This window comes from Delftia lacustris (assembly GCF_040267515.1).
In the GTDB taxonomy this organism is placed as follows: domain Bacteria; phylum Pseudomonadota; class Gammaproteobacteria; order Burkholderiales; family Burkholderiaceae_C; genus Comamonas; species Comamonas tsuruhatensis.
In genome coordinates, this window is the sequence record NZ_CP141274.1 from 6,514,431 (window position 1) to 6,534,172 (window position 19,742).

Genomic DNA, 19,742 nt, shown 5'->3' on the forward strand with positions numbered 1-19,742 from the left:
TGAGGAACCGCTCCCATGCCGCGCCGCTATCTGCTCAGCCGCATCGCACAGGCCGCCCTGGTGCTGTGGGCGGCCTTCACGGTCTCGTTCATCCTGCTGCAGCTGCTGCCGGGCGACGCCGTGCTGATCAAGTTTCTGAACCCCGAGCTGGGCCTGGGCCCGCAGGAGATTGCCGACATCCGCGCGGCCTACGGCTCGGACCAGCCCGTGTGGCAGCAGTACCTGCACACGCTGGGCCAGTTCCTCACGGGCCATTTCGGCTATTCGCTGCAGGCCGGCGTGCCGGTGAGCCAGGGCCTGGCCACCAGCCTGCCGCCCACGCTCAAGCTCGCGGCCCTGGGCTTTGTCGCAGCCGCGCTGCTGGCCGTGGCGCTGGCGGCGGCTGCCAGCCTGGCGCCCTTTGCCTGGCTGCGCAACGCGCTGTATTCGCTGCCTTCGGTCTTTGTCTCGGTACCCGTGTTCTGGCTGGGGATCATGCTGATCCAGGTGGTGTCGTTCCGCCTGGGCTGGATCGCCGTGATCAATCCCGGCCCCTGGGAAGGACTGGTGCTGCCCACGCTGACCCTGGCCGTGCCGATCTCGGCGCCGCTGGCCCAGGTGCTGCTGCGCAATATCGACGCCGTGCTGGCCCAGCCCTTCGTGGCCGTGGCGCGGGCCAAGGGCGCCTCGCGCCGCTGGGTGCTGCTGCGCCATGTGGCACGCAATGCCCTGCTGCCCACGCTGACCATTGCCGGCGTGCTGTTCGGCGAGCTGCTGGCCGGCGCCGTGGTGACGGAGGCCGTGTTCGGCCTCAATGGCCTGGGCACGCTGACCCAGCAGGCCGTGGGCAACCAGGACACGGCCGTGCTCCAGGCCGTGGTGGTCGTCTCGGCCGCCGCCTTCGTACTCATCAACCTCGCCGTGGATCTGCTGTACCCGCTGCTTGATCCGCGCCTGCGCCATTCCGTGGAGAACCGGCCATGAACACTGCCGTCTCAAGCGCTCTTTCCCCGGCCCTGGATGCCCAGGCCGCGCCCGCCACTCCTACTCCCATTCCCATTCCCATTCCCACGGCGCTGCCAGCGTCGTCCCTGGCCCCTGCGCCAGCCGCCCCGCACCGCAGCTTCGCCTTGCCGGCCCGCCTGCAATCCCTGAAGCGCCTGCCACCCACGCTGGCCCTGGCCTGGCTGGTGATTGCCGTGGCCGCGCTGTGGGCGCTGGCGCCCGGCTGGTTTGCCCACCAGAACCCGATCGCGGGCCAGGCCGGCCAGCAGTTGCTGGCGCCCAGCGCCGCGCACTGGCTGGGCACGGACGCGCTGGGGCGCGACCTGTGGGCGCGCGTGGTGCATGGCGCCGTGCATTCGCTGTCGGGCGCCTTCGTGGCCGTGGGCGTGGGCCTGGCCGTGGGCACGCTGATCGGCCTGCTGGCCGGGGCCACGGGCGGGCGCACGGAAGATGCGCTGATGCGCCTGGTCGATGTGCTGCTGGCCGTGCCTTCGCTGCTGCTGTCGCTGACCATCATCATCGTGCTGGGCTTTGGCACCATCAACGCGGCCATTGCCGTGGGCGTGGTCTCGGTGGCCAGCTTCGCGCGCCTGGTGCGCTCGGAGGTGGTGCGCGTGCGCCGCTCCGACTACGTGGAGGCCGCCTTTGGCAGCGGCGGGCGCTTTGCCGCCGTGCTGTGGCGCCATGTGCTGCCCAACTCGCTGACCTCGGTCATCGCCATGGCCGCGCTGCAGTTCGGCTCGGCGATCCTTGCGATTTCCACCCTGGGTTTTCTGGGCTACGGCGCGCCGCCGCCCACGCCCGAATGGGGGCTGCTGATCGCCGAGGGCCGCAACTACATCGCCACCGCCTGGTGGCTGACCACGGCGCCGGGCCTGATCGTGGTGGCCGTGGTGCTGGCGGCCAACCGCATCGCCACGGCCTTCGCTCGGAGGCCTGCATGAGCGCCGCCATCGAGGAACGCATCCACGCCGCACCAGCGGTGGCAACCACCGCCCCCGTGCTCGAAGTGCAGGACCTGGCCGTGGCCTACCGCGATGCCGCAGGCCAGGCGCAGCGCGTGGTGCACGGCGTGTCGTTTTCCGTGGCGCCGGGCGAGGTGGTGGCCCTGGTCGGCGAGTCGGGCTCGGGCAAGACCACCACGGCGCAGGCCGTGATCGGCCTTTTGGCCGACAACGGCCACCGCGAGCACGGCAGCATCCGCCTGCAGGGCACCGAGGTCTCGGGCTGGCCGGCCGCACGCTGGAACGCCATCCGCGGCCGCGTGGTCAGCCTGGTGCCGCAAGACCCCACCATGTCGCTGAACCCCGTGCGCACGGTGGGCGACCAGGTGGGCGAGATCCTGCGCATCCACGGACTGCGCGACCGCACGGCCGTGCAGGCGCGCGTGCTGGAGCTGCTGGCCCGCGTGGGGCTGTCCCAGCCCGCGCTGCGCGCACGCCAGTATCCGCACGAACTGTCGGGCGGCATGCGCCAGCGCGTGCTGATCGCCATTGCGATTGCGCTGCGGCCCGCCCTCATCATTGCCGACGAGCCCACCAGCGCGCTGGACGTGACCGTGCAGCGGCGCATCCTGGACCTGATCGACGCGCTGCGCCGCGAGACCGGCACGGCCGTGCTGCTGGTCACGCATGACCTGGGCGTGGCGGCCGACCGCTCGCACCGCCTGGTCGTCATGCAGGGCGGCCGCATCCAGGAGCAGGGCCCCACGCTGGAGCTGCTGCGCAATCCGCAAAGCGCCTATACGCGGCGGCTGCTGGCCGATGCGCCTTCGCTGGCGCCCGCACCGCGCCGCACGCCCAGGCCCGCCACCACCGATGACTGGGCCATCGAGGTCGAGGACCTGGTGCACGAGTTCGCGGCCCCCGGCCATGCCTCGGCCCACGGGCGCGGCATCTTCCGCGCCGTGGACGGCGTGTCGCTGCGCGTGCGCCGGGGCAGCACGCATGCCATCGTGGGCGAGTCGGGCTCGGGCAAGACCACCACCATCCGCGCCATCGTGGGCCTGGGCCGGCCCACGGCGGGCCGCATCCGCATCGAAGGCACCGAGGTCACGGGCCTGCGCGGCGAGGCCCTGCGCCAGCTGCGCCGCCGCGTGCAGCTGGTCTACCAGAACCCGTTCAGCTCTCTGGACCCGCGCCAGAGCGTGTTCGACATCATCGAGGAGCCCCTGCTGAACTTCGACCCGCTGCCGGCCGATGAGCGCCGCCGGCGCGTGCACGACATGCTGGAGCGCGTGGGCCTGCCGGCCGCCGTGCTGCAGCGGCGCCCGCATGCGCTGTCGGGCGGCCAGCGCCAGCGCGTGGCGATTGCGCGCGCCCTGGTGCTGCAGCCGCAGGTGCTGGTGCTGGACGAGGCCGTATCGGCCCTGGACGTGACGGTGCAGGCGCAGATCCTGGCCCTGCTCGCCCAGCTGCAGCAGGACCTGGGGCTGACCTATCTCTTCATCTCGCACGACCTTGCCGTGGTGCGCCAGATCGCCGACACGGTATCGGTGCTGCGCGCGGGCCGGGTGGTGGACGCGGGCAGCGTGGAGGAGGTGTTCCAGCGCCCCACCAGCGACTACACACGCGAACTCATGGACGCCATTCCCGGCAAAAGGAGCATTGATTTTGTCCCTCACCCCGCCTGATACCAACCGTGGCCACGGCTCCCGAACCGGCCCGCGCCTGGGCTTCTTCAGCCGCCTGCTCGACGATGTGCCGGCCGGCGAGCGCTACCGCCTGGTGGCCGAGCAGATCGCCCATGCCGAGGCCCAGGGCTTCGACTCGGCCTGGGTAGCCCAGCACCATTTCCATGAAAGCGAGGGCGGCCTGCCCTCGCCCTTCGTCTTCCTGGCCCATGTGGCGGCGCGCACGCGGCGCATCCGCATCGGAACGGGCGTGATCACGCTGCCGCTGGAAAACGCGCTGCGCGTGGCCGAGGATGCGGCCGTGCTGGACCTGCTGACCGGCGGCCGCCTGGAAGTGGGCCTGGGCACGGGCGGCACGGCCGAATCCTTCGAGGCCTTTGGCGTGCAGGGCGCCGAGCGCGGCGCCGTCTTCGCACGCAACTTCGGCGTGCTGCAGGACGCCTGGGCCGGGCGTGCGCTGGCCGGCGGCGTGCGCCTGTACCCGGCCGCGCCGCAGCTGCTGGAGCGCGTCTGGCAGGCCACGTTCTCGGCCGAGGGCGGCGCGCGGGCCGGGGCCAACGGCGACGGCCTGATGCTGTCGCGCACCCAGCCACGGCCCGAAGGCGCGCCGCAGGCCACGCTATCCGAGATCCAGAACCCCATCATCGACGCCTACCTTGCCCGCCTGCCCGCAGGGCGGGCGCCGCGCATCCTGGGCTCGCGCACGCTGTTCGTGGCCGACCGCCACGACGAGGCGCTGCGCTGGGCCGAGGCCGGCCTGCGCCGCGTGGCCCGGCGCCATGCCGCCCAGCCCTCGCAGTGGGCGGCCCGCGTCGATCCGCAGGCGCCGCTGGCCGATCTCATCGCCGCCTACGACGTGCATGTGGGCACGCCCGACGAGGTCATCGCCTCGCTGCGCGCCGACACGGCGCTGGCGCGCGTGAGCGACATCGTCTTCCAGGTGCATTCCATCGACCCGCTGCACGACGCCATCCTGCGCTCCATCGAGCTGACGGCCGCCCATGTGGCACCAGCCCTGGGCTGGCGCCGTGCAGATCTGCAGGCACCCTCTTCCCTCCCCGCAGCCCGGGCCGGACTGCTGCAAGCCGCATGACCATGAACACCACCGTACAGCCCCGTTTTCCGGACGACGTCATCGACCACCTCGCCGGCATCACCCCCGGCAGCGCCCTGGACCGCGTGCGCCGCCACCGCACCGAGGCGCGCACGCAGGCCCAGCAGAGTTTTGCCGCCCTGTTCACGCCCGCCGAGCCCGTGCCCGGCACGGTCTCGCTGCGCGAGCGGCTGGCCCTGGCCGCCTTCACGGCCGGGCTGCATGGCGAGCCGCGCAGCGCCGTCTTCTATGCGAAGGCGCTGGCGGCCGAAGAGGCGGAACTGGCTGCCGCCGTGGCATCCGAAGTCGTGCGGGGCCGTGCACAAAGCCTTCAGCCCGGCAGCGGCCCGCACGGGCCGTACGGCCGCTACCCGGCAGGCCCGCTGAGCCGCGAAGACCAGAGCGGCCCCGCCTATGCCGTGGACCCGGCCCATGCCGCGCTGCTGGGCGCGCGCCTGGCCGCGGCGCTGGCCCATGCGCACCTGCTGGCCTACCACCCGCGCGACGCCAGCGCCGGGGCCCTGCAGGCGCTGCAACAGGCGGGCTGGAGCGAGACGGACATCGTCATCGTGTCCCAGCTGGCGTCCTTCCTGTCCTTCCAGATCCGCGTGGTGGCGGGGTTGCGCGTGCTGGCTGCACGCCCCGCGTCCCCGGCAGCCCATCAACCCACCCTGCAAGCCCAGCCATGACCTCAACGAACTCCGCCGCTCCCCAGGTCTTCACCCAGGAACAGCTCGACTGGCTGCCATGGATTGAGCCGCTAGACGAAAGCGAGCTGACCGAACGCCACCATGCAGGCCTGGTCGATGCCTCACGCGCGCAGTCCCCCTACTTCCGCCTGCTGGCGCGCGACCCCGACACGCTGGGCGCACGCACACGCACCGACAAGGACATCTTCTACAACCCCGACGCCGGCCTGCCGCGTGCCGAGCGGGAGCTGGCGGCCGCTGCCACCTCGCGCGCCAATGGCTGCATCTACTGCGCCTCGGTCCATACGCGCTTTGCCACGCACTTCTCGCGCCGGGGCGGCGACGTGCAGCGCCTGCTCGACGAGGGTCCGGGCACGGACCTGGGACCGCGCTGGAACGCCATCGTCACGGCGGCCGTGGCGCTGACCCAGACGCCGCCTGCGCTGGAGCCCGCCCACATCGATGCGCTGCGCGCCGCCGGCCTGGACGATGCCGCCATCTCCGATGTGCTGCACGGCACGGCCTTCTTCAACTGGGCCAACCGGCTCATGCTGTCGCTGGGCGAGCCACGGACCACCGCATGAGGGCTTTCGCCCTCACCACAGGCCCAGCAGCTTCCACCAGGCGCTGCCGACCACGGCAAAGACCAGCAGCTCGATCACGCACATGGCCGCGCCCACGCGCCACCAGTTGCCCAGCGTGACATAGCCGCTTCCGAAGATGATGGGCGAAGTGCCGGTGGCGTAGTGGGTCAGCGTCATCATGATGGCCGAGCCGGCCGTCATCATCAGCATGAAGGGCACGACATAGTCGGCAGGAATCAGCTGCGCGCCCACGGTCAGGAAGGCCAGCATCATGGCGCTGATGTGGGCCGTGGTGCTGGCGAACAGGTAATGCGAGAACACGAACACGCCCACCAGGATGGCCGCCACCGGCAGCCAGTCCAGACCGCTGGCGACGATGGCGTTCTTCATGCCCACCGCGAACCAGGACACCACGCCCAGCTTGTTGAGCTGCTCGGCCAGCATGACCAGGGCGCCGAACCACACCAGCGTGTCCCAGGCGCTTTTCTCGGACAGCACGTCATCCCAGTCGATGGTGCCCGTGATGATCAGCACGAACAGGCCCAGGAAGGCGACCACCGTCGGGTCCAGCGTGAAGGCAGGCCCGAACAGCATCTGCGGCACGTTGGCCCACAGCAGCAGCATCAGGCCGAAGGTGCCCAGCATCACGCGCTCCTTGCCCGACAGCGGCCCCATGCGTGCCATCTCGCTGCGCGCGTACTCCACGGCATTGGGCGTGGCCTTGAGTTCGGGAGGCGACAGCAGGTAGATCACCAGCGGCATCAGCAGCAGGCACAGCAGGCCCGGCAGCAGCATGTACAGCGCCCAGGTGGTCCAGCTCAGGTGCAGCGCCTGGCCCGTGGCCTTGGCCACGAAGTCCACCACCAGCGGATTGGGCGCCGTGGCGGTCAGGAACATGGCCGAGGTGATGGGATTGGCGTGGTAGTTGACCAGGGCCAGATAGGTGCCCACCTTGCCCTGCGTACCCTTGGCCGGGTCCGACTCGAAGGCATTGGCGATGGACTTCATGATGGGGTGCACGATACCGCCGCCGCGCGCCGTGTTGCTGGGCGTGAACGGTGCCAGCACCAGCTCGCAGATCGCCAGGCCGTAGCCGATGCCGATGGTCCGCTTGCCCAGCAGCGCGATGAACATCAGTCCGATGCGGTTGCCCAGCCCCGTCTTCTTGAGGCCGCGCGAGATCAGGATGGCCACCACGATCAACCATATCAGCGGGCTGGAAAAGCTGCTCAGCGCATCGGTGACTGCGCCCTTGGACGAGCCTGACGTGACCTGGGACAGCGAGACGATCACGATGGCCATCAAGGCCATCACGCCAATGGGCATGACCTTGAGGATGATGGCCACGATGGTGGTCAGGAAAATGGCCACCAGCTGCCAGGCCTTGGGCGTCAGCCCCTCGGGCACGGGCACCAGCAGCAGCCCGAACAGCACGGCGGTGGCGATCAGCGCCGGCACCAGCCGGAACGGCACGGCCGACTTGAAGTAGCGGAACAGCGAGGCAATCTTCTCGAGCATGTGGATCCTTTGCGTTGCCGGAGCGGCGCCGAGAGAGCATGGCCTGCCGGGAGCAAAAGCCCACCAGCCTGCACGGGCACTGGCGGCCGCGCCGCATGACTGACATCATGATGCAGTGCAGCATGAGCCCGGCTTCCAGCGGGCGCCTGCGCCACCGAAGTTTGACAGGCATCAAGGCCGGGCCAGTAAACCTGGCGACCCAGGCCACCGAGCCCCGCTCACATGACAGCATCCCCAGACCGGGTGCCTTTCGCCCCGGTGTACCCATGCAGTGAAAAAAGGAGAAAAGCCGACATGCCAGCCAACCGATTCTTGCCCGAGGAATGGGAATGCCGGCTCCAGGAGATCGACCTGGAGATCGCCCGCCACGCCGTCATCTGCAAGATCCCGCTGCTGCAGGCCGGCGTGGTGGAGCGCGTGCTGGCCGATGACGCCAGCGTCTGCGGCGGCGACCACGAGGCCGCTTTCAAGACCCTGCGCGGCCTCTTGTACATGCACTACACCGAGCTGCTGCACATCAGCGAGGTGCTCAGCCCCGATGCCGCCCAGGAAATCGCCCACCGCGTGCGCCTGCGGCTGGGCCAGCGCATCGGCAACCAGCTGGGCGGCTGATGCCGGGCTGTCTGCCTGGCCTTTGCCCTGGCGCGAGGGCATGAAAAAAGGGCTACGACAGTTGTCGTAGCCCTTTTCAATTTGGTTGCGCGAGAAGGATTTGAACCTCCGACCTTTGGGTTATGAGCCCAACGAGCTACCAGACTGCTCCATCGCGCGGTATTCCAAAATTATAGCAGATTATTCAGCTGCCTTGGCTTCGGCGGCGCCTTCTTCAGCGCGCTCGACCAGTTCCACGAAGGCCATGGGGGCGTTGTCGCCCACGCGGAAGCCCATCTTCAGGATACGGGTGTAGCCACCAGGACGCTTTGCGAAGCGGGGGCCCAGCTCGTTGAAGAGCTTGGTCACGCTGTCGCGGTCGCGCAGGCGGTCGAATGCCAGGCGGCGGTTGGCAACGGTGTCGACCTTGGCCAGGGTGATCATGGGCTCGATCACGCGGCGCAGTTCCTTGGCCTTGGGAACGGTGGTCTTGATGGCTTCGTGCTCGATGAGCGAATTCATCATGTTCTTCAGCATCGCCAGGCGGTGCGAAGAGGTGCGATTGAGTTTGCGGAGGCCGTGACCGTGACGCATGGTGCTTTATTCCTAAAATATGTAATTAGGGCTTGCGCAAACAAGGATGCAAGCCTGGACCCGTTACCGGATCTGCAGCTTGCCTCAACCGAATTTGCGCAAGTTGTTGATTAATTCGGGCAGCCGTATCAGGTACTGCCCGAGGCACTGAGGCTCTCCAAAAAGGAGAGCCCGCAATTATAGTGCTTAGCGCTTTTCCAGGCCAGCAGGCGGCCAGTTCTCCAGCTTCATGCCCAGCGTCAGACCGCGGGAAGCCAGGACTTCCTTGATCTCGTTGAGCGACTTGCGACCCAGGTTGGGGGTCTTGAGCAGCTCGTTTTCGGTACGCTGGATCAGGTCGCCGATGTAGTAGATGTTCTCTGCCTTGAGGCAGTTGGCCGAACGCACGGTGAGTTCCAGCTCGTCCACGGGACGCAGCAAGATGGGATCAAAGGCGGTTGCGGCACCACGGCCACCGGCCGGAGCATCGAAGACGCTGGCGATATCGCCGCCGTCCAGCTGAGCGAACACGGCGAGCTGTTCCACCAGGATCTTGGCGGATGCGCGCACGGCGTCCTCGGCAGTGATCGCACCATTGGTTTCGATCTCCACCACCAGCTTGTCGAGGTCGGTGCGTTGTTCAACGCGGGCCGATTCGACGGCGTAGCTCACGCGCTTGACGGGCGAGAACGAAGCGTCCAGCACAATGCGGCCGATCGACTTCGTGGACTCGTCGCCATAGCGGCGCACGTTGCCGGGCACATAGCCGCGGCCCTTCTCGACCTTGATCTGCATGTCCAGCTTGCCGCCTTGCGACAGGTTGGCGATGACATGATCAGGGTTGATGATTTCCACGTCGTGGGGCGTTTGGATGTCGCGCGCCGTCACGACGCCTTCGCCATCCTTGCGCAGGGAGAGCGTGACCTCGTCGCGGTTGTGCAGCTTGAACACCACACCCTTGAGGTTCAGCAGGATGTTGACCACATCTTCCTGGACACCGTCAATGGACGAGTACTCGTGCAACACACCAGCAATCGTCACTTCCGTCGCTGCGTAACCCACCATGGACGAGAGCAGGACACGGCGCAGGGCATTGCCCAGCGTATGGCCGTAGCCACGCTCAAACGGCTCCAGAACAACTTTGGCGCGATTGTGGCCAAGCTGCTCGACATTGATCGTCTTGGGCTTCAGCAAATTGGTTTGCATGCAGACTTCCTCTCAATACCCCCGGCTCGTTACACCGGTAAGGCTGGTGAAGCACCCCAGCGCGATGCCTCGCGGCTGGGGGACGGTTTTACAGAAATGTCGCTGCGCGGAATTAACGCGAGTACAACTCAACGATCAGGGATTCGTTGATGTCTGCACCGAACTCGTCGCGGTCAGGCGACTTCTTGAACGTGCCTTCAGCCTTGTCGGCCGACACTTCCACCCATGCGGGGAAACCGACTTGACCAGCCAGTTGCAGGGCTTCGACGATGCGGGCCTGCTTCTTGGACTTTTCACGCACGGCGACCACGTCACCCACCTTCACCATGTAGGAAGGGATGTTGACGGATTGGCCGTTGACCGTGATGGCCTTGTGCGACACCAGCTGACGCGCTTCCGAGCGGGTCGAGCCGAAGCCCATGCGGTACACCACGTTGTCCAGACGCGACTCCAGCAGCGACAGCAGATTGGCACCGGTGTTGCCCTTCTTCTTGTCGGCGGCTTCGAAGTAGCGGCGGAATTGCTTTTCCAGCACGCCGTACATGCGCTTGACCTTCTGCTTTTCACGCAGCTGCAGGCCGAAGTCGGAAGTACGCTGACCGGAAGTGCGGCCGTGCTGACCGGGCTTGGTGTCGAACTTGGACTTGTCGGCGATCGAGCGACGTGCGCTCTTCAGGAACAGGTCAGTGCCTTCACGGCGGGAGAGTTTGGCCTTGGGGCCGATATAGCGTGCCACTTGATTTCCTTTGTGTCATCTGCCGTGCACAAGCACGGGAGCCGCCCGCGATGTTACACATCTGGGCGGCGGTGGGCTTGGTGAAAAAGCTTAGATACGACGGCGCTTTTGAGGGCGGCAGCCGTTGTGGGGAACCGGCGTCACGTCCGCGATGGAAGTGATGCGGATGCCCAGGGCGCCCAGGGCGCGAACCGAGGATTCACGGCCGGGACCGGGACCCTTGATTTCGACGTCCAGGTTCTTGATGCCCTGTTCGATGGCAGCACGACCAGCCACTTCCGAAGCCACCTGGGCAGCGAAGGGCGTCGACTTGCGCGAACCCTTGAAGCCCTGGCCACCCGAGGAGGCCCACGACAGAGCGTTGCCTTGGCGGTCGGTGATGGTGATGATCGTGTTGTTGAACGAAGCGTGCACGTGGGCAATGCCGTCCGAAATGTTCTTACGGACTTTCTTGCGAACGCGCTGTGCAGCGTTGTTTGCGGGAGACTTAGCCATAGTGATCTTTCAATCTCTTTATTTCTTCAAAGCCGCGGCACCCTTGCGCGGACCCTTGCGGGTACGTGCATTCGTGCGGGTACGCTGACCACGCATGGGCAGGCCACGACGATGACGGAAACCGCGATAGCAACCGATGTCCATCAAACGCTTGATGTTCATCGTTGTTTCGCGACGCAGATCACCTTCCAGCGTCAGGGAAGTCAGCTGATCGCGGATCTTTTCCAGATCGCCGTCAGTCAGTTCCTTGATTTTCTTGGAATATGCGATGCCAGCGGCTTCGCAGATCTTGCGTGCAGTGGTGCGACCGATCCCATAGATAGCGGTCAGGCCGATTTCAGCGTGCTGATGCGGCGGGATGTTAATGCCAGCGATACGTGCCATTATTCGTCCTCAAACTTTCCTATCAACCCTGGCGCTGCTTGTGGCGCTGGTCCGTGCAGATCACTCGCACCACACCCTTGCGGCGGATGATCTTGCAGTTACGGCAGATTTTTTTGACCGAAGCCGAAACTCTCATTTCATTCTCCTAAAACTCTACATCCGTTACGGCCTATCGACCGGGAAACATGCCCGCGATGGATAGATCGAATGGGCGTCTACTAACTCTTACTGGACCCGCCGGCACCGCCGGCCAGGCCCATCACTTAGTTCAATTGCCAAGTGTCGCTTTGAAGTTCGCCTTTTTGAGGAGCGATTCGTACTGTTGCGACATCATGTAGTTCTGCACCTGGGCCATGAAGTCCATGGTCACCACCACAATAATCAGCAGTGATGTACCACCGAAGTAGAACGGGACGTTGTACTTCAGGATCAGGAACTCGGGCAACAAGCACACGAATGTGATGTACACCGCACCAGCCAGGGTCAGGCGAACCAGGATCTTGTCAATGTAGCGGGCCGTCTGGTCACCGGGACGGATCCCGGGGATGAAGGCACCACTCTTCTTCAGGTTGTCGGCGGTTTCCCGGCTGTTGAACACCAGGGCCGTGTAGAAGAAGCAGAAGAAGATGATGGCGGTGGCGTAGAGCATCACATAGATCGGCTGACCGGGGGTCAGCGTGCTAGCAATGTCCTTCAGCCAGCGCATGGATTCCCCTGCACTGAACCAGTTCACAACGGTCGCCGGCAGCAAGATGATCGAGGAAGCGAAGATGGGAGGAATGACCCCCGCCATGTTCAGCTTCAGCGGCAAGTGCGAAGACTGACCGCCATACACCTTGTTACCCACCTGACGACGCGCATAGTTCACCAGGATCTTGCGCTGTCCCCGCTCGACAAACACGACGAAGTACGTCACGGCTGCCACCACGAGAACGATGAAGATCGCGGCCAGGATGCTCATGGCACCGGTGCGCACCAGCTCCAGCAGACCACCGATGGAGCTCGGCAGACCTGCGGCGATACCTCCAAAGATGAGGATCGAGATGCCGTTGCCCAGACCACGTTCCGTGATCTGTTCACCGAGCCACATCAGGAACATGGTGCCGGCCGTCAGGCTGACCACCGCCGTGAGGCGGAAGCCGAAACCGGGGCTCAGAACCAGACCTGCGGAGCTTTCCAGAGCCACGGCAATTCCCAGGGACTGAAAAATCGCCAGGCCCAGAGTGCCATAGCGGGTGTACTGGGTGATCTTGCGACGACCCGATTCACCTTCCTTTTTCAGCTGCTCGAATGTAGGGACCACGTAGGTCATGAGCTGCATGATGATCGATGCCGAGATGTACGGCATGATCCCCAGTGCGAACACCGTGAAGCGCGACAGCGCCCCACCCGAGAACATGTTGAACAGATTGAGAATGCCGCCCTGCTGGCCATTGAACAGCTGCTGCAGCTGCGCTGGATCGATGCCCGGCACGGGGATATGAGCCCCGATGCGGTAAACGACCAGCGCGAGCAACAGAAAAACCAGACGGCGGCGAAGATCGCCGAATTTTCCGGTTTTTGCAATTTGAGCTGCGCTAGTAGCCACGGATGTCTTCTTTCAGATCATTAATCAGGCGATGCTGCCGCCGGCAGCTTCGATGGCAGCCTTGGCGCCGGCGGTAGCGCCGATGCCGTTGAGCTTGACAGCCTTGCTGATTTCACCGCTCTTGATGATCTTGACCACCTTTGCGATTTCACCAACCAGACCGGCTTGCTTCAGAGCTGCCAGATCGACTTCGGCCAGGCCCAGCTGTTCCAGAGCGGACAGGGTCACTTCTGCGTTGAACTTCAGCAGATGCGACTTGAAGCCACGCTTGGGCAGACGGCGCTGCAGAGGCATTTGACCGCCTTCGAAGCCCACCTTGTGGTAGCCACCCGAACGCGACTTCTGGCCCTTGTGACCACGGCCGGCAGTCTTGCCCAGGCCGGAGCCGATGCCGCGGCCGACACGGCGCTTGGCATGCTTGGCACCTGCTGCAGGCTTGATGCTATTGAGTTCCATCATCAATCCTTTCAGAGGACTTTGACCAGATAGCTGATCTTGTTGATCATGCCGCGCACAGCAGGCGTGTCCTGCAGTTCGCTGATGCTATTCAGCTTGCGCAGGCCCAGGCCACGGACGGTGGCGCGGTGCGATTCCTTGGTGCCAATGGGGCTGCGCACCAGTTGCACCTTCACGGTTTGTTGCGTTGTCATGTGATTGACTCCGATCAGGCGGTGAAGATGTCTTCAACCGACTTGCCGCGCTTGGCTGCCACTTCCGAAGGGGTCGTGGAGTTCTTCAGAGCGTCAAAAGTCGCGCGGACCATGTTGTAGGGATTCGACGAGCCATGGCTCTTGGCCACGATGTCGGTGATGCCCAGCACTTCGAAGACGGCGCGCATCGGGCCGCCGGCGATGATGCCGGTACCCTTGGGAGCGGGGTTCAGCATCACGGATGCTGCGCCATGCTGACCCATCACGGTGTGATGGATCGAGCCGTTCTTCAGGGACACCTTGATCATGTTGCGACGGGATTCTTCCATCGCCTTTTGCACGGCTGCAGGCACTTCCTTGGACTTGCCCTTGCCCATGCCAACACGGCCATCACCGTCGCCAACCACGGTCAGTGCAGCGAAGCCGAGGATACGACCGCCCTTCACAACCTTGGTGACGCGGTTCACCGCGATCATTTTTTCGCGCAGACCGTCGTCACGACCTTCGTCTTGCACCTTGGGAGAAAACTTTGCCATTTCTATCCGCTCCGCTTAGAACTGCAGGCCGGCTTCACGAGCGGCTTCTGCCAAAGCCTTCACGCGGCCGTGGTATGCGAAACCAGCGCGATCGAAAGCCACTTTCTCCACGCCTGCAGCCTTGGCCTTCTCGGCAATGCGCTTGCCGATCAGCGTAGCGGCAGCCACGTTGCCACCCTTGCCGATGGCGCCCAGTTGGGTGCGCACTTCGGCTTCGGCAGTCGAGGCCGAAGCCAGCACCTTGGTGCCGTCTTCCGACACCACGCTTGCGTAGATGTGGAGGTTCGTACGGTTCACGCTCAGACGTGCCACGCCTTGCTGTGCAATGCGGATGCGGGTCTGGCGGGCACGACGGAGACGCTGCTCTTTCTTGGTCAACATAATGCAGCTCCTTACTTCTTCTTGGTCTCTTTGATCACGACCTTCTCATCCGAGTAACGGATGCCCTTGCCCTTGTAGGGCTCGGGAGGACGAACGGCACGGATCTCAGCAGCCAGTTGGCCAACGGCCTGGCGGTCAGCACCCTTGACCACGATTTCCGTGGGCGTGGGGGTGGCAACAGTGATGCCGGCCGGCATTTCGAAGTTCACCGGGTGCGAATAGCCGATCGCGAGGTTCAGCTTGGCGCCAGAGGCCGAAGCCTTGAAGCCCACGCCGACCAGCGACAGCTTCTTCTCGAAGCCCTTGCTCACGCCCACCACCATGTTGTTCACCAGCTGACGCATGGTGCCGCTCATGGCGTTGGCTTCGCGCGAGTCGTTGACGGGCTCGAAAGACAGCTTGCCTTCGTTGTTGGAGATCTTCACCAGAACGTTCTGGGCCAGCGACAGCGTGCCGCCGGTGCCCTTCACATTGATCTGGTCAGCCTTGATGGACACATCCACGCCTGCGGGGATGGCCACGGGAGTCTTTGCTACGCGAGACATTTCAGTATTTCTCCTTAATGTCCGTTAGGCCACGTAGCACAGCACTTCGCCGCCCACGCCGGTGGCGCGTGCCTTGCGATCCGTCATCACGCCCTTGGGAGTGGTGACGATGGCCACGCCCAGACCGTTCATGACCTGGGGGATTGCGTCGCGGCCCTTGTACACGCGCAGGCCGGGACGGCTCACGCGCTCGATGCGCTCGATCACCGGACGGCCGGCGTAGTACTTCAGGGTAATTTCGAGTTCGGACTTGCCAGCGTCGGTCTTCACTTGGAAGCCGTCGATGTAGCCTTCATCCTTCAGCACCTGGGCGATGGCAACCTTGACCTTGGAGGAAGGAGCCGTCACGGTGGTCTTGGAGACCATTTGTGCATTGCGGATGCGGGTCAGCAAGTCAGCGATGGGATCACTCATGCTCATGTTTAATCTCTCCTGCTTGCTTACCAGCTGGCCTTGGTGACACCGGGGATGTCGCCAGCGAAGGCCAGTTCACGGATCTTGGCGCGGCCCAGACCGAATTGACGGAAGGTGCCACGGGGACGACCCGTGATCTCGCAGCGGTTGCGCTGGCGAGTGGGGTTCGCGTTACGGGGCAGCTTCTGCAGGCCCAGGCGAGCGGCGTCGCGCTCTTCGTCGCTGCGCTTTGCGTCAGCGGCGATTGCCTTCAGTTCTGCGTACTTGGCAGCGTACTTGGCCGCCAGCTTTTCGCGCTTGAGTTCGCGCTGAATCAATGCAACTTTAGCCATGCGCCACCTCAGTTCTTGAAGGGGAAACGGAAAGCGGCGAGCAGTGCCTTGCACTCGTCGTCGGTCTTTGCCGTAGTCGTGATGCTGATGTTCAGACCACGCAGAGCGTCCACCTTGTCGTACTCGATTTCGGGGAAGATGATCTGTTCCTTGACGCCGACGTTGTAGTTGCCGCGACCGTCGAACGAACGGCCGGAGATACCACGGAAGTCACGCACGCGGGGCAGAGCCACGGTGACGAAACGATCCAGGAATTCATACATCTGAACGCCACGCAGGGTCACCATGCAGCCGATGGCCTGGCCTTCGCGGATCTTGAAGCCGGCGATAGCCTTCTTGGCCTTGGTCACCACGGGCTTCTGACCAGCAATCTTGGTCAGGTCGGCCACGGCGTTGTCCATCACCTTCTTGTCGGCCACGGCTTCGCTCACACCCATGTTCAGGGTGATCTTGGTCAGGCGGGGCACTTCCATGGTGGAGGTGTAGCCGAACTTTTCCTTCAGTTCAGCCGCGATCTTTTCGCGATACAGTTTTTGCAGTCGTGCCATGTGTTACCCCTTAGGCCGCCTTGATTTCGGCGCCGTTGGACTTGAACACGCGAACGCGCGTGCCGTCGGCTTGCACCTTGATGCCCACGCGATCGGCCTTGCCGGTCGCTGCATTGAAGATGGCCACGTTGGATTGGTGGATAGGCATGGCCTTTTCCACGATGCCGCCGGTGGTGCCCTTCATGGGGTTCGGCTTGACGTGCTTCTTCACCAGGTTGATGCCGTCGATCAGCAGGTGGGAGTCGTCCTTGCGAGCCGAGACCACGCCTTGCTTGCCCTTGTCACGGCCGGTCAGCACGATGACTTGGTCGCCCTTGCGAATCTTGTTCATGGTGCTTCCTTTAGAGAACTTCAGGTGCCAGGGACACGATCTTCATGAACTTTTCGTTGCGCAGTTCACGAGTCACGGGGCCAAAGATGCGGGTGCCGATAGGCTCCAGCTTGGCGTTCAGCAGCACGGCGGCATTGCCGTCGAACTTGACGAGCGAGCCATCAGCGCGGCGAATACCCTTCGCCGTGCGCACCACGACCGCGCTGTAGACCTCGCCTTTTTTGACGCGTCCACGCGGTGCAGCTTCCTTGATGCTCACCTTGATGATGTCACCAACACTCGCATAGCGACGATGAGAACCGCCCAGCACCTTGATGCACTGAACAGACTTCGCGCCGGTGTTGTCGGCAACCTCTAACCGAGATTCTGTTTGGATCATTTCAATATTCCCAACTTGCTCCAGCAAACACCCGACAGCCCCAGAGTCTTCTCAAGGGCCGCGAGCAGCCAGTCAGTCTTGGGCCCGTCGTCCACGCCGAAAACCATTTCTCGGCGCTTCCACTGGGCAGATAACTTCACGATTTTCACGTGAAGCATGGGATTGTCCCAGAAATTCCTTTGCGCGTCAAACCCTTAGCGACTTTTCCCGCCCCTGCCCGGCAGCGTTGCGCAACGCCCACAAGGGCGCCGGCAACCGAGGGGCCGCCCGGGCCTCCCGATCGGCCCATGCCACCGGAGACGCCCATAAAAAAGCCGAGCCACGCGGGCTCGGCAAAGGGTGGCAGACTCAACGCAATTGTTGGCTGCGGACGGACCGCGCCGACGACGGCACAGACCGCGCAGCGGCTTTGGGGCCACCGCGTCGGGCTTGGGCGCGGCCCTTGCCCTGCGGAAAACGCACTTTCAAGCGCTTTCTTTTTGCTTCCCTCCCTCGTCAGCCTTGTGCTGGCTGCTGTTCACTGGCACTGAAGCTGGGCGCCATGAACCGCATTCTCATTCATAAAACCAATCGAGTACATATATTCATCAATTTTGACAATCATGCGTGGCGCAAGCGTCTTACGCAGAAAGCACAACGCCCTGCGTTGCAGGGCGTTGTGCATGGAGATGGACAGGATCAGGCAGGCAGGTACTGCGCCGCCAGCGGCATGAAGTCCGCCAGGCCGGCGTCGTGTCCCAGCTCCTCCTGGAGGATGGCCGCCACGCGCGGGGCCACTTCGGCGGCCTTGCGCGCATCGAGGAACAGCAGGCGGCTGCGGCGCGCCAGCACGTCTTCCACGGTGCGCGCGTATTCGAAGCGCGCGGCAAAGCGCACCATGGCTTCGTTCAGGCCGTCGGCCAGCCATTCGTCGTTGCCCGGCAACGCCTGCACCGCCGAGGCTTCCGTGCCGTAGGAATGCAGGCCCTGGATCTGGTTCATGCGGTGGTGCACGGCGGACTCGGCCGGGGCGCCGGCCAGCGGCAGGCGGGCCGTGACACCACCGGGGCGGTGCGGCAGGCGGCCGATGGCAAAGCATTCGGAGAGCACGTCTTCGGCCATGGCGCGGTAGGTGGTCCACTTGCCGCCCGTGACGGTCACCAGGCCGGTGCGGCTGGACATGACGGTGTGCTCGCGGCTGATCTTCTTGGTGTTTTCGCCATCGTCGTCCTGGGGCTTGACCAGCGGGCGCAGGCCCACCCACATGCTGCGCACGTCGGCCAGCGTGGGCTGGCGCGTGAGGTAGCGGCCTGCCTCGGTGAGGATGAAGTCCAGTTCTTCGGGGAAAGGCAGGGGTTCGCGCGCCAGGTCGTTGCGCGGCGTGTCGGTGGTGCCCAGGATGACCTTGCCCAGCCAGGGCACGGCAAAGAGCACGCGGCCATCGGCCGTCTTGGGCACGAGCAGGGCATGGTCGCTGGGCAGGAAGTCGCGGTCCACGACCACGTGCACGCCCTGGCTGGGCGCGACCATGGGCTTGACGGGACGGCCCTGGGCCTCGGCGTCCTGCTGGCGAAACAGGTCCACCCAGGGGCCGGTGGCGTTGACCACGCACTTGGCGCGCAGCGTGAAGCGCTGGCCGGATTCCGAGTCTTCGCAGATCAGGCCGGCGACCTTGCCGCCTTCGTGCAGCAGTTCACGTGCGGGGCAGTAGTTGACCAGCAGCGCGCCCTTGGCAGCGGCCGTGCGGGCCAGCGCCAGCGCCAGGCGGGCATCGTCGAACTGGCCGTCCCAGTATTTGACGCCGCCCTTGAGGCCCTGCTGCCGCACGGTGGGCAGGCACTTCACGGTGCTGGAGCGCGAGAGGAATTCCGTGGCGCCCAGGCCTGCCTTGCCGGCCAGCGCGTCATACATCTTGAGGCCGATGCCATAGAACGGCGTGTCCAGCAGCTTGTAGGACGGCATGACGAAGGCCAGCGGCTGCGCCAGGTGGGGCGCGTTGTGCAGCAGCGTGGTGCGCTCATGCAGCGCTTCGCGCACCAGGGCGATGTTGCCCTGCGCCAGGTAGCGCACGCCACCATGGACCAGCTTGGTGGCACGCGAGGACGTGCCCTTGGCGAAGTCATGCGACTCCACCAGCACGACCTTGAACCCGCGCGCCGCCGCGTCCAGGGCCACGCCCAGGCCGGTGGCACCGCCGCCGATGATGGCCAGATCGTAGGTTTCAGGCTGGGCCAGGCGTTCCAGCAGGGCGGCGCGGCCGGTGGGCAGAGGGGAAGCAGCGAGGGACATGGATCTTCGACGAAGGAATGTGGGGCAAGTTAACAGGGCGCCATGTAGCCGCCATGTCAGCACCCGGGACGCCACGCCTGCGCCCAATGCGAAGGGGACGGAATCGGGTTTTCCGCTATTTTCGCTCGTTTTTGTATTTTTTTCTTCGCTATCTTTCGTTTCGTGTTTTTTGCAGTCAACGAATTTGGCGATAGGCCGGGAGACCAGCACAGGGCATGTTGTCCAAAGCCGACACGGCCCAACTCAGGGACGCCGAGCAAGAGCCGCCTCGCGGCGAGGGCGTCG

27 protein-coding genes and 1 tRNA gene are annotated in these 19,742 nt (G+C 64.7%); 7 read left to right on the forward strand and 21 right to left on the reverse strand.

What is annotated here, in order from left to right; translation table 11 throughout:
- Positions 1-15: 15 nt before the first annotated feature.
- The 6 genes from U6958_RS31185 to U6958_RS31210 are packed head-to-tail and all read left to right on the forward strand — an operon-like array spanning position 16 to position 5,982.
- Positions 16-963: an ABC transporter permease gene (locus U6958_RS31185; protein ID WP_047326315.1), complete on the forward strand. Its 948-nt coding sequence runs from the start codon at positions 16-18 to the stop codon at positions 961-963.
- Entirely contained in the window at positions 960-1,928 is a 969-nt protein-coding gene (locus U6958_RS31190; protein WP_074920781.1) for an ABC transporter permease, read from the forward strand. Before U6958_RS31185 ends, U6958_RS31190 begins: the two co-directional genes overlap by 4 nt.
- Entirely contained in the window at positions 1,925-3,616 is a 1,692-nt protein-coding gene (locus tag U6958_RS31195; protein WP_074920783.1) for an ABC transporter ATP-binding protein, read from the forward strand. Before U6958_RS31190 ends, U6958_RS31195 begins: the two co-directional genes overlap by 4 nt.
- Positions 3,597-4,709, forward strand: coding sequence for a putative FMN-dependent luciferase-like monooxygenase (locus U6958_RS31200; RefSeq protein ID WP_074920785.1), 1,113 nt, complete (start codon positions 3,597-3,599; stop codon positions 4,707-4,709). The genes U6958_RS31195 and U6958_RS31200 overlap by 20 nt, the downstream gene beginning before the upstream one ends.
- A complete protein-coding gene (locus tag U6958_RS31205; RefSeq protein WP_074920795.1) occupies positions 4,706-5,398 on the forward strand; it encodes a CMD domain protein in 693 nt (230 codons plus the stop codon). Before U6958_RS31200 ends, U6958_RS31205 begins: the two co-directional genes overlap by 4 nt.
- Positions 5,395-5,982 (forward strand): alkylhydroperoxidase domain protein, encoded by a 588-nt coding sequence (locus tag U6958_RS31210; protein WP_074920797.1) that lies wholly within the window; start codon positions 5,395-5,397, stop codon positions 5,980-5,982. Before U6958_RS31205 ends, U6958_RS31210 begins: the two co-directional genes overlap by 4 nt.
- A 12-nt stretch (positions 5,983-5,994) precedes the next feature.
- On the opposite strand, the gene U6958_RS31215 is transcribed toward U6958_RS31210, so the two are convergent.
- Positions 5,995-7,500: a DASS family sodium-coupled anion symporter gene (locus U6958_RS31215; protein WP_016449181.1), complete on the reverse strand. Its 1,506-nt coding sequence runs from the start codon at positions 7,498-7,500 to the stop codon at positions 5,995-5,997.
- Positions 7,501-7,794: 294 nt separating this feature from the next.
- Here U6958_RS31215 and U6958_RS31220 point away from each other — a divergent pair, with 294 nt between their 5' ends.
- On the forward strand, positions 7,795-8,112 hold the full coding sequence (locus tag U6958_RS31220; protein ID WP_016449180.1) for a hypothetical protein: 318 nt from the start codon (positions 7,795-7,797) through the stop codon (positions 8,110-8,112).
- Between the two features lie 82 nt (positions 8,113-8,194).
- On the opposite strand, the gene U6958_RS31225 is transcribed toward U6958_RS31220, so the two are convergent.
- The 20 genes from U6958_RS31225 to U6958_RS31320 form a co-directional block, all read right to left on the reverse strand.
- A tRNA-Met gene (locus U6958_RS31225) sits at positions 8,195-8,271 on the reverse strand.
- A 21-nt stretch (positions 8,272-8,292) separates the two neighbouring features.
- On the reverse strand, positions 8,293-8,685 hold the full coding sequence (gene rplQ, locus U6958_RS31230; protein WP_012202979.1) for a 50S ribosomal protein L17: 393 nt from the start codon (positions 8,683-8,685) through the stop codon (positions 8,293-8,295).
- A gap of 186 nt (positions 8,686-8,871) precedes the next feature.
- Positions 8,872-9,870, reverse strand: coding sequence for a DNA-directed RNA polymerase subunit alpha (locus U6958_RS31235; RefSeq protein ID WP_012202978.1), 999 nt, complete (start codon positions 9,868-9,870; stop codon positions 8,872-8,874).
- Positions 9,871-9,982: 112 nt separating this feature from the next.
- On the reverse strand, positions 9,983-10,606 hold the full coding sequence (gene rpsD / locus U6958_RS31240) for a 30S ribosomal protein S4 (RefSeq protein ID WP_012202977.1): 624 nt from the start codon (positions 10,604-10,606) through the stop codon (positions 9,983-9,985).
- Positions 10,607-10,696: 90 nt separating this feature from the next.
- Entirely contained in the window at positions 10,697-11,101 is a 405-nt protein-coding gene (gene rpsK / locus U6958_RS31245; protein WP_012202976.1) for a 30S ribosomal protein S11, read from the reverse strand.
- Positions 11,102-11,119: 18 nt separating this feature from the next.
- Positions 11,120-11,485: a 30S ribosomal protein S13 gene (gene rpsM, locus U6958_RS31250; RefSeq protein ID WP_012202975.1), complete on the reverse strand. Its 366-nt coding sequence runs from the start codon at positions 11,483-11,485 to the stop codon at positions 11,120-11,122.
- A 22-nt stretch (positions 11,486-11,507) separates the two neighbouring features.
- On the reverse strand, positions 11,508-11,621 hold the full coding sequence (gene rpmJ, locus U6958_RS31255; RefSeq protein WP_003050535.1) for a 50S ribosomal protein L36: 114 nt from the start codon (positions 11,619-11,621) through the stop codon (positions 11,508-11,510).
- Between the two features lie 132 nt (positions 11,622-11,753).
- The gene (secY, locus tag U6958_RS31260) at positions 11,754-13,073 is read right to left on the reverse strand and encodes a preprotein translocase subunit SecY (protein ID WP_012202974.1); all 1,320 of its coding nucleotides are present in this window, start codon (positions 13,071-13,073) and stop codon (positions 11,754-11,756) included.
- 24 nt (positions 13,074-13,097) lie between these two features.
- Complete coding sequence (gene rplO / locus U6958_RS31265) at positions 13,098-13,529, reverse strand: 50S ribosomal protein L15 (RefSeq protein ID WP_016449179.1); 432 nt, start codon at positions 13,527-13,529, stop codon at positions 13,098-13,100.
- Between the two features lie 11 nt (positions 13,530-13,540).
- Positions 13,541-13,723, reverse strand: coding sequence for a 50S ribosomal protein L30 (gene rpmD / locus U6958_RS31270; protein WP_012202972.1), 183 nt, complete (start codon positions 13,721-13,723; stop codon positions 13,541-13,543).
- A 14-nt stretch (positions 13,724-13,737) separates the two neighbouring features.
- Positions 13,738-14,259, reverse strand: a complete 522-nt coding sequence (gene rpsE / locus U6958_RS31275) for a 30S ribosomal protein S5 (RefSeq protein WP_016449178.1) — start codon at positions 14,257-14,259, stop codon at positions 13,738-13,740.
- Positions 14,260-14,274: 15 nt separating this feature from the next.
- Positions 14,275-14,640, reverse strand: a complete 366-nt coding sequence (rplR, locus tag U6958_RS31280) for a 50S ribosomal protein L18 (RefSeq protein WP_012202970.1) — start codon at positions 14,638-14,640, stop codon at positions 14,275-14,277.
- A gap of 11 nt (positions 14,641-14,651) precedes the next feature.
- Positions 14,652-15,185 carry a 50S ribosomal protein L6 gene (gene rplF / locus U6958_RS31285; protein ID WP_016449177.1) on the reverse strand — a complete coding sequence of 178 codons (534 nt, stop codon included), beginning with the start codon at positions 15,183-15,185 and terminating at the stop codon, positions 14,652-14,654.
- A gap of 24 nt (positions 15,186-15,209) precedes the next feature.
- Positions 15,210-15,605, reverse strand: coding sequence for a 30S ribosomal protein S8 (gene rpsH, locus U6958_RS31290; protein ID WP_016449176.1), 396 nt, complete (start codon positions 15,603-15,605; stop codon positions 15,210-15,212).
- 20 nt (positions 15,606-15,625) lie between these two features.
- Positions 15,626-15,931, reverse strand: coding sequence for a 30S ribosomal protein S14 (gene rpsN, locus U6958_RS31295; protein ID WP_012202967.1), 306 nt, complete (start codon positions 15,929-15,931; stop codon positions 15,626-15,628).
- An 8-nt stretch (positions 15,932-15,939) separates the two neighbouring features.
- On the reverse strand, positions 15,940-16,479 hold the full coding sequence (rplE, locus tag U6958_RS31300) for a 50S ribosomal protein L5 (RefSeq protein ID WP_016449175.1): 540 nt from the start codon (positions 16,477-16,479) through the stop codon (positions 15,940-15,942).
- A gap of 10 nt (positions 16,480-16,489) precedes the next feature.
- The gene (gene rplX / locus U6958_RS31305) at positions 16,490-16,810 is read right to left on the reverse strand and encodes a 50S ribosomal protein L24 (protein ID WP_016449174.1); all 321 of its coding nucleotides are present in this window, start codon (positions 16,808-16,810) and stop codon (positions 16,490-16,492) included.
- A gap of 10 nt (positions 16,811-16,820) precedes the next feature.
- On the reverse strand, positions 16,821-17,189 hold the full coding sequence (gene rplN / locus U6958_RS31310; protein WP_016449173.1) for a 50S ribosomal protein L14: 369 nt from the start codon (positions 17,187-17,189) through the stop codon (positions 16,821-16,823).
- Positions 17,186-17,347 carry a hypothetical protein gene (locus tag U6958_RS31315; protein ID WP_016449172.1) on the reverse strand — a complete coding sequence of 54 codons (162 nt, stop codon included), beginning with the start codon at positions 17,345-17,347 and terminating at the stop codon, positions 17,186-17,188. The genes rplN and U6958_RS31315 overlap by 4 nt, the downstream gene beginning before the upstream one ends.
- A gap of 520 nt (positions 17,348-17,867) precedes the next feature.
- Positions 17,868-19,457, reverse strand: coding sequence for a glycerol-3-phosphate dehydrogenase/oxidase (locus U6958_RS31320; protein ID WP_016449171.1), 1,590 nt, complete (start codon positions 19,455-19,457; stop codon positions 17,868-17,870).
- Positions 19,458-19,742 lie beyond the last annotated feature (285 nt).

Excerpts from the sequence above, each read along its gene's own strand:
- U6958_RS31220 (WP_016449180.1), top strand. The coding sequence starts at position 7,795 with ATGCCAGCCAACCGATTCTTGCCCGAGGAATGGGAATGCCGGCTCCAG.
- rpsH (WP_016449176.1), bottom strand. The coding sequence starts at position 15,605 with ATGAGCATGAGTGATCCCATCGCTGACTTGCTGACCCGCATCCGCAAT.
- rplN (WP_016449173.1), bottom strand. The coding sequence starts at position 17,189 with ATGATCCAAACAGAATCTCGGTTAGAGGTTGCCGACAACACCGGCGCG.
- rplF (WP_016449177.1), bottom strand. The coding sequence starts at position 15,185 with ATGTCTCGCGTAGCAAAGACTCCCGTGGCCATCCCCGCAGGCGTGGAT.
- U6958_RS31205 (WP_074920795.1), top strand. The coding sequence starts at position 4,706 with ATGACCATGAACACCACCGTACAGCCCCGTTTTCCGGACGACGTCATC.
- rpmJ (WP_003050535.1), bottom strand. The coding sequence starts at position 11,621 with ATGAGAGTTTCGGCTTCGGTCAAAAAAATCTGCCGTAACTGCAAGATC.
- U6958_RS31195 (WP_074920783.1), top strand. The coding sequence starts at position 1,925 with ATGAGCGCCGCCATCGAGGAACGCATCCACGCCGCACCAGCGGTGGCA.
- U6958_RS31190 (WP_074920781.1), top strand. The coding sequence starts at position 960 with ATGAACACTGCCGTCTCAAGCGCTCTTTCCCCGGCCCTGGATGCCCAG.
- rpsM (WP_012202975.1), bottom strand. The coding sequence starts at position 11,485 with ATGGCACGTATCGCTGGCATTAACATCCCGCCGCATCAGCACGCTGAA.
- U6958_RS31315 (WP_016449172.1), bottom strand. The coding sequence starts at position 17,347 with ATGCTTCACGTGAAAATCGTGAAGTTATCTGCCCAGTGGAAGCGCCGA.
- rplE (WP_016449175.1), bottom strand. The coding sequence starts at position 16,479 with ATGGCACGACTGCAAAAACTGTATCGCGAAAAGATCGCGGCTGAACTG.
- U6958_RS31320 (WP_016449171.1), bottom strand. The coding sequence starts at position 19,457 with ATGTCCCTCGCTGCTTCCCCTCTGCCCACCGGCCGCGCCGCCCTGCTG.
- U6958_RS31185 (WP_047326315.1), top strand. The coding sequence starts at position 16 with ATGCCGCGCCGCTATCTGCTCAGCCGCATCGCACAGGCCGCCCTGGTG.
- rplO (WP_016449179.1), bottom strand. The coding sequence starts at position 13,529 with ATGGAACTCAATAGCATCAAGCCTGCAGCAGGTGCCAAGCATGCCAAG.
- rpsK (WP_012202976.1), bottom strand. The coding sequence starts at position 11,101 with ATGGCTAAGTCTCCCGCAAACAACGCTGCACAGCGCGTTCGCAAGAAA.
- U6958_RS31235 (WP_012202978.1), bottom strand. The coding sequence starts at position 9,870 with ATGCAAACCAATTTGCTGAAGCCCAAGACGATCAATGTCGAGCAGCTT.
- rpsE (WP_016449178.1), bottom strand. The coding sequence starts at position 14,259 with ATGGCAAAGTTTTCTCCCAAGGTGCAAGACGAAGGTCGTGACGACGGT.
- rpmD (WP_012202972.1), bottom strand. The coding sequence starts at position 13,723 with ATGACAACGCAACAAACCGTGAAGGTGCAACTGGTGCGCAGCCCCATT.
- rplX (WP_016449174.1), bottom strand. The coding sequence starts at position 16,810 with ATGAACAAGATTCGCAAGGGCGACCAAGTCATCGTGCTGACCGGCCGT.
- U6958_RS31210 (WP_074920797.1), top strand. The coding sequence starts at position 5,395 with ATGACCTCAACGAACTCCGCCGCTCCCCAGGTCTTCACCCAGGAACAG.
- rpsN (WP_012202967.1), bottom strand. The coding sequence starts at position 15,931 with ATGGCTAAAGTTGCATTGATTCAGCGCGAACTCAAGCGCGAAAAGCTG.
- rplQ (WP_012202979.1), bottom strand. The coding sequence starts at position 8,685 with ATGCGTCACGGTCACGGCCTCCGCAAACTCAATCGCACCTCTTCGCAC.
- U6958_RS31215 (WP_016449181.1), bottom strand. The coding sequence starts at position 7,500 with ATGCTCGAGAAGATTGCCTCGCTGTTCCGCTACTTCAAGTCGGCCGTG.
- rplR (WP_012202970.1), bottom strand. The coding sequence starts at position 14,640 with ATGTTGACCAAGAAAGAGCAGCGTCTCCGTCGTGCCCGCCAGACCCGC.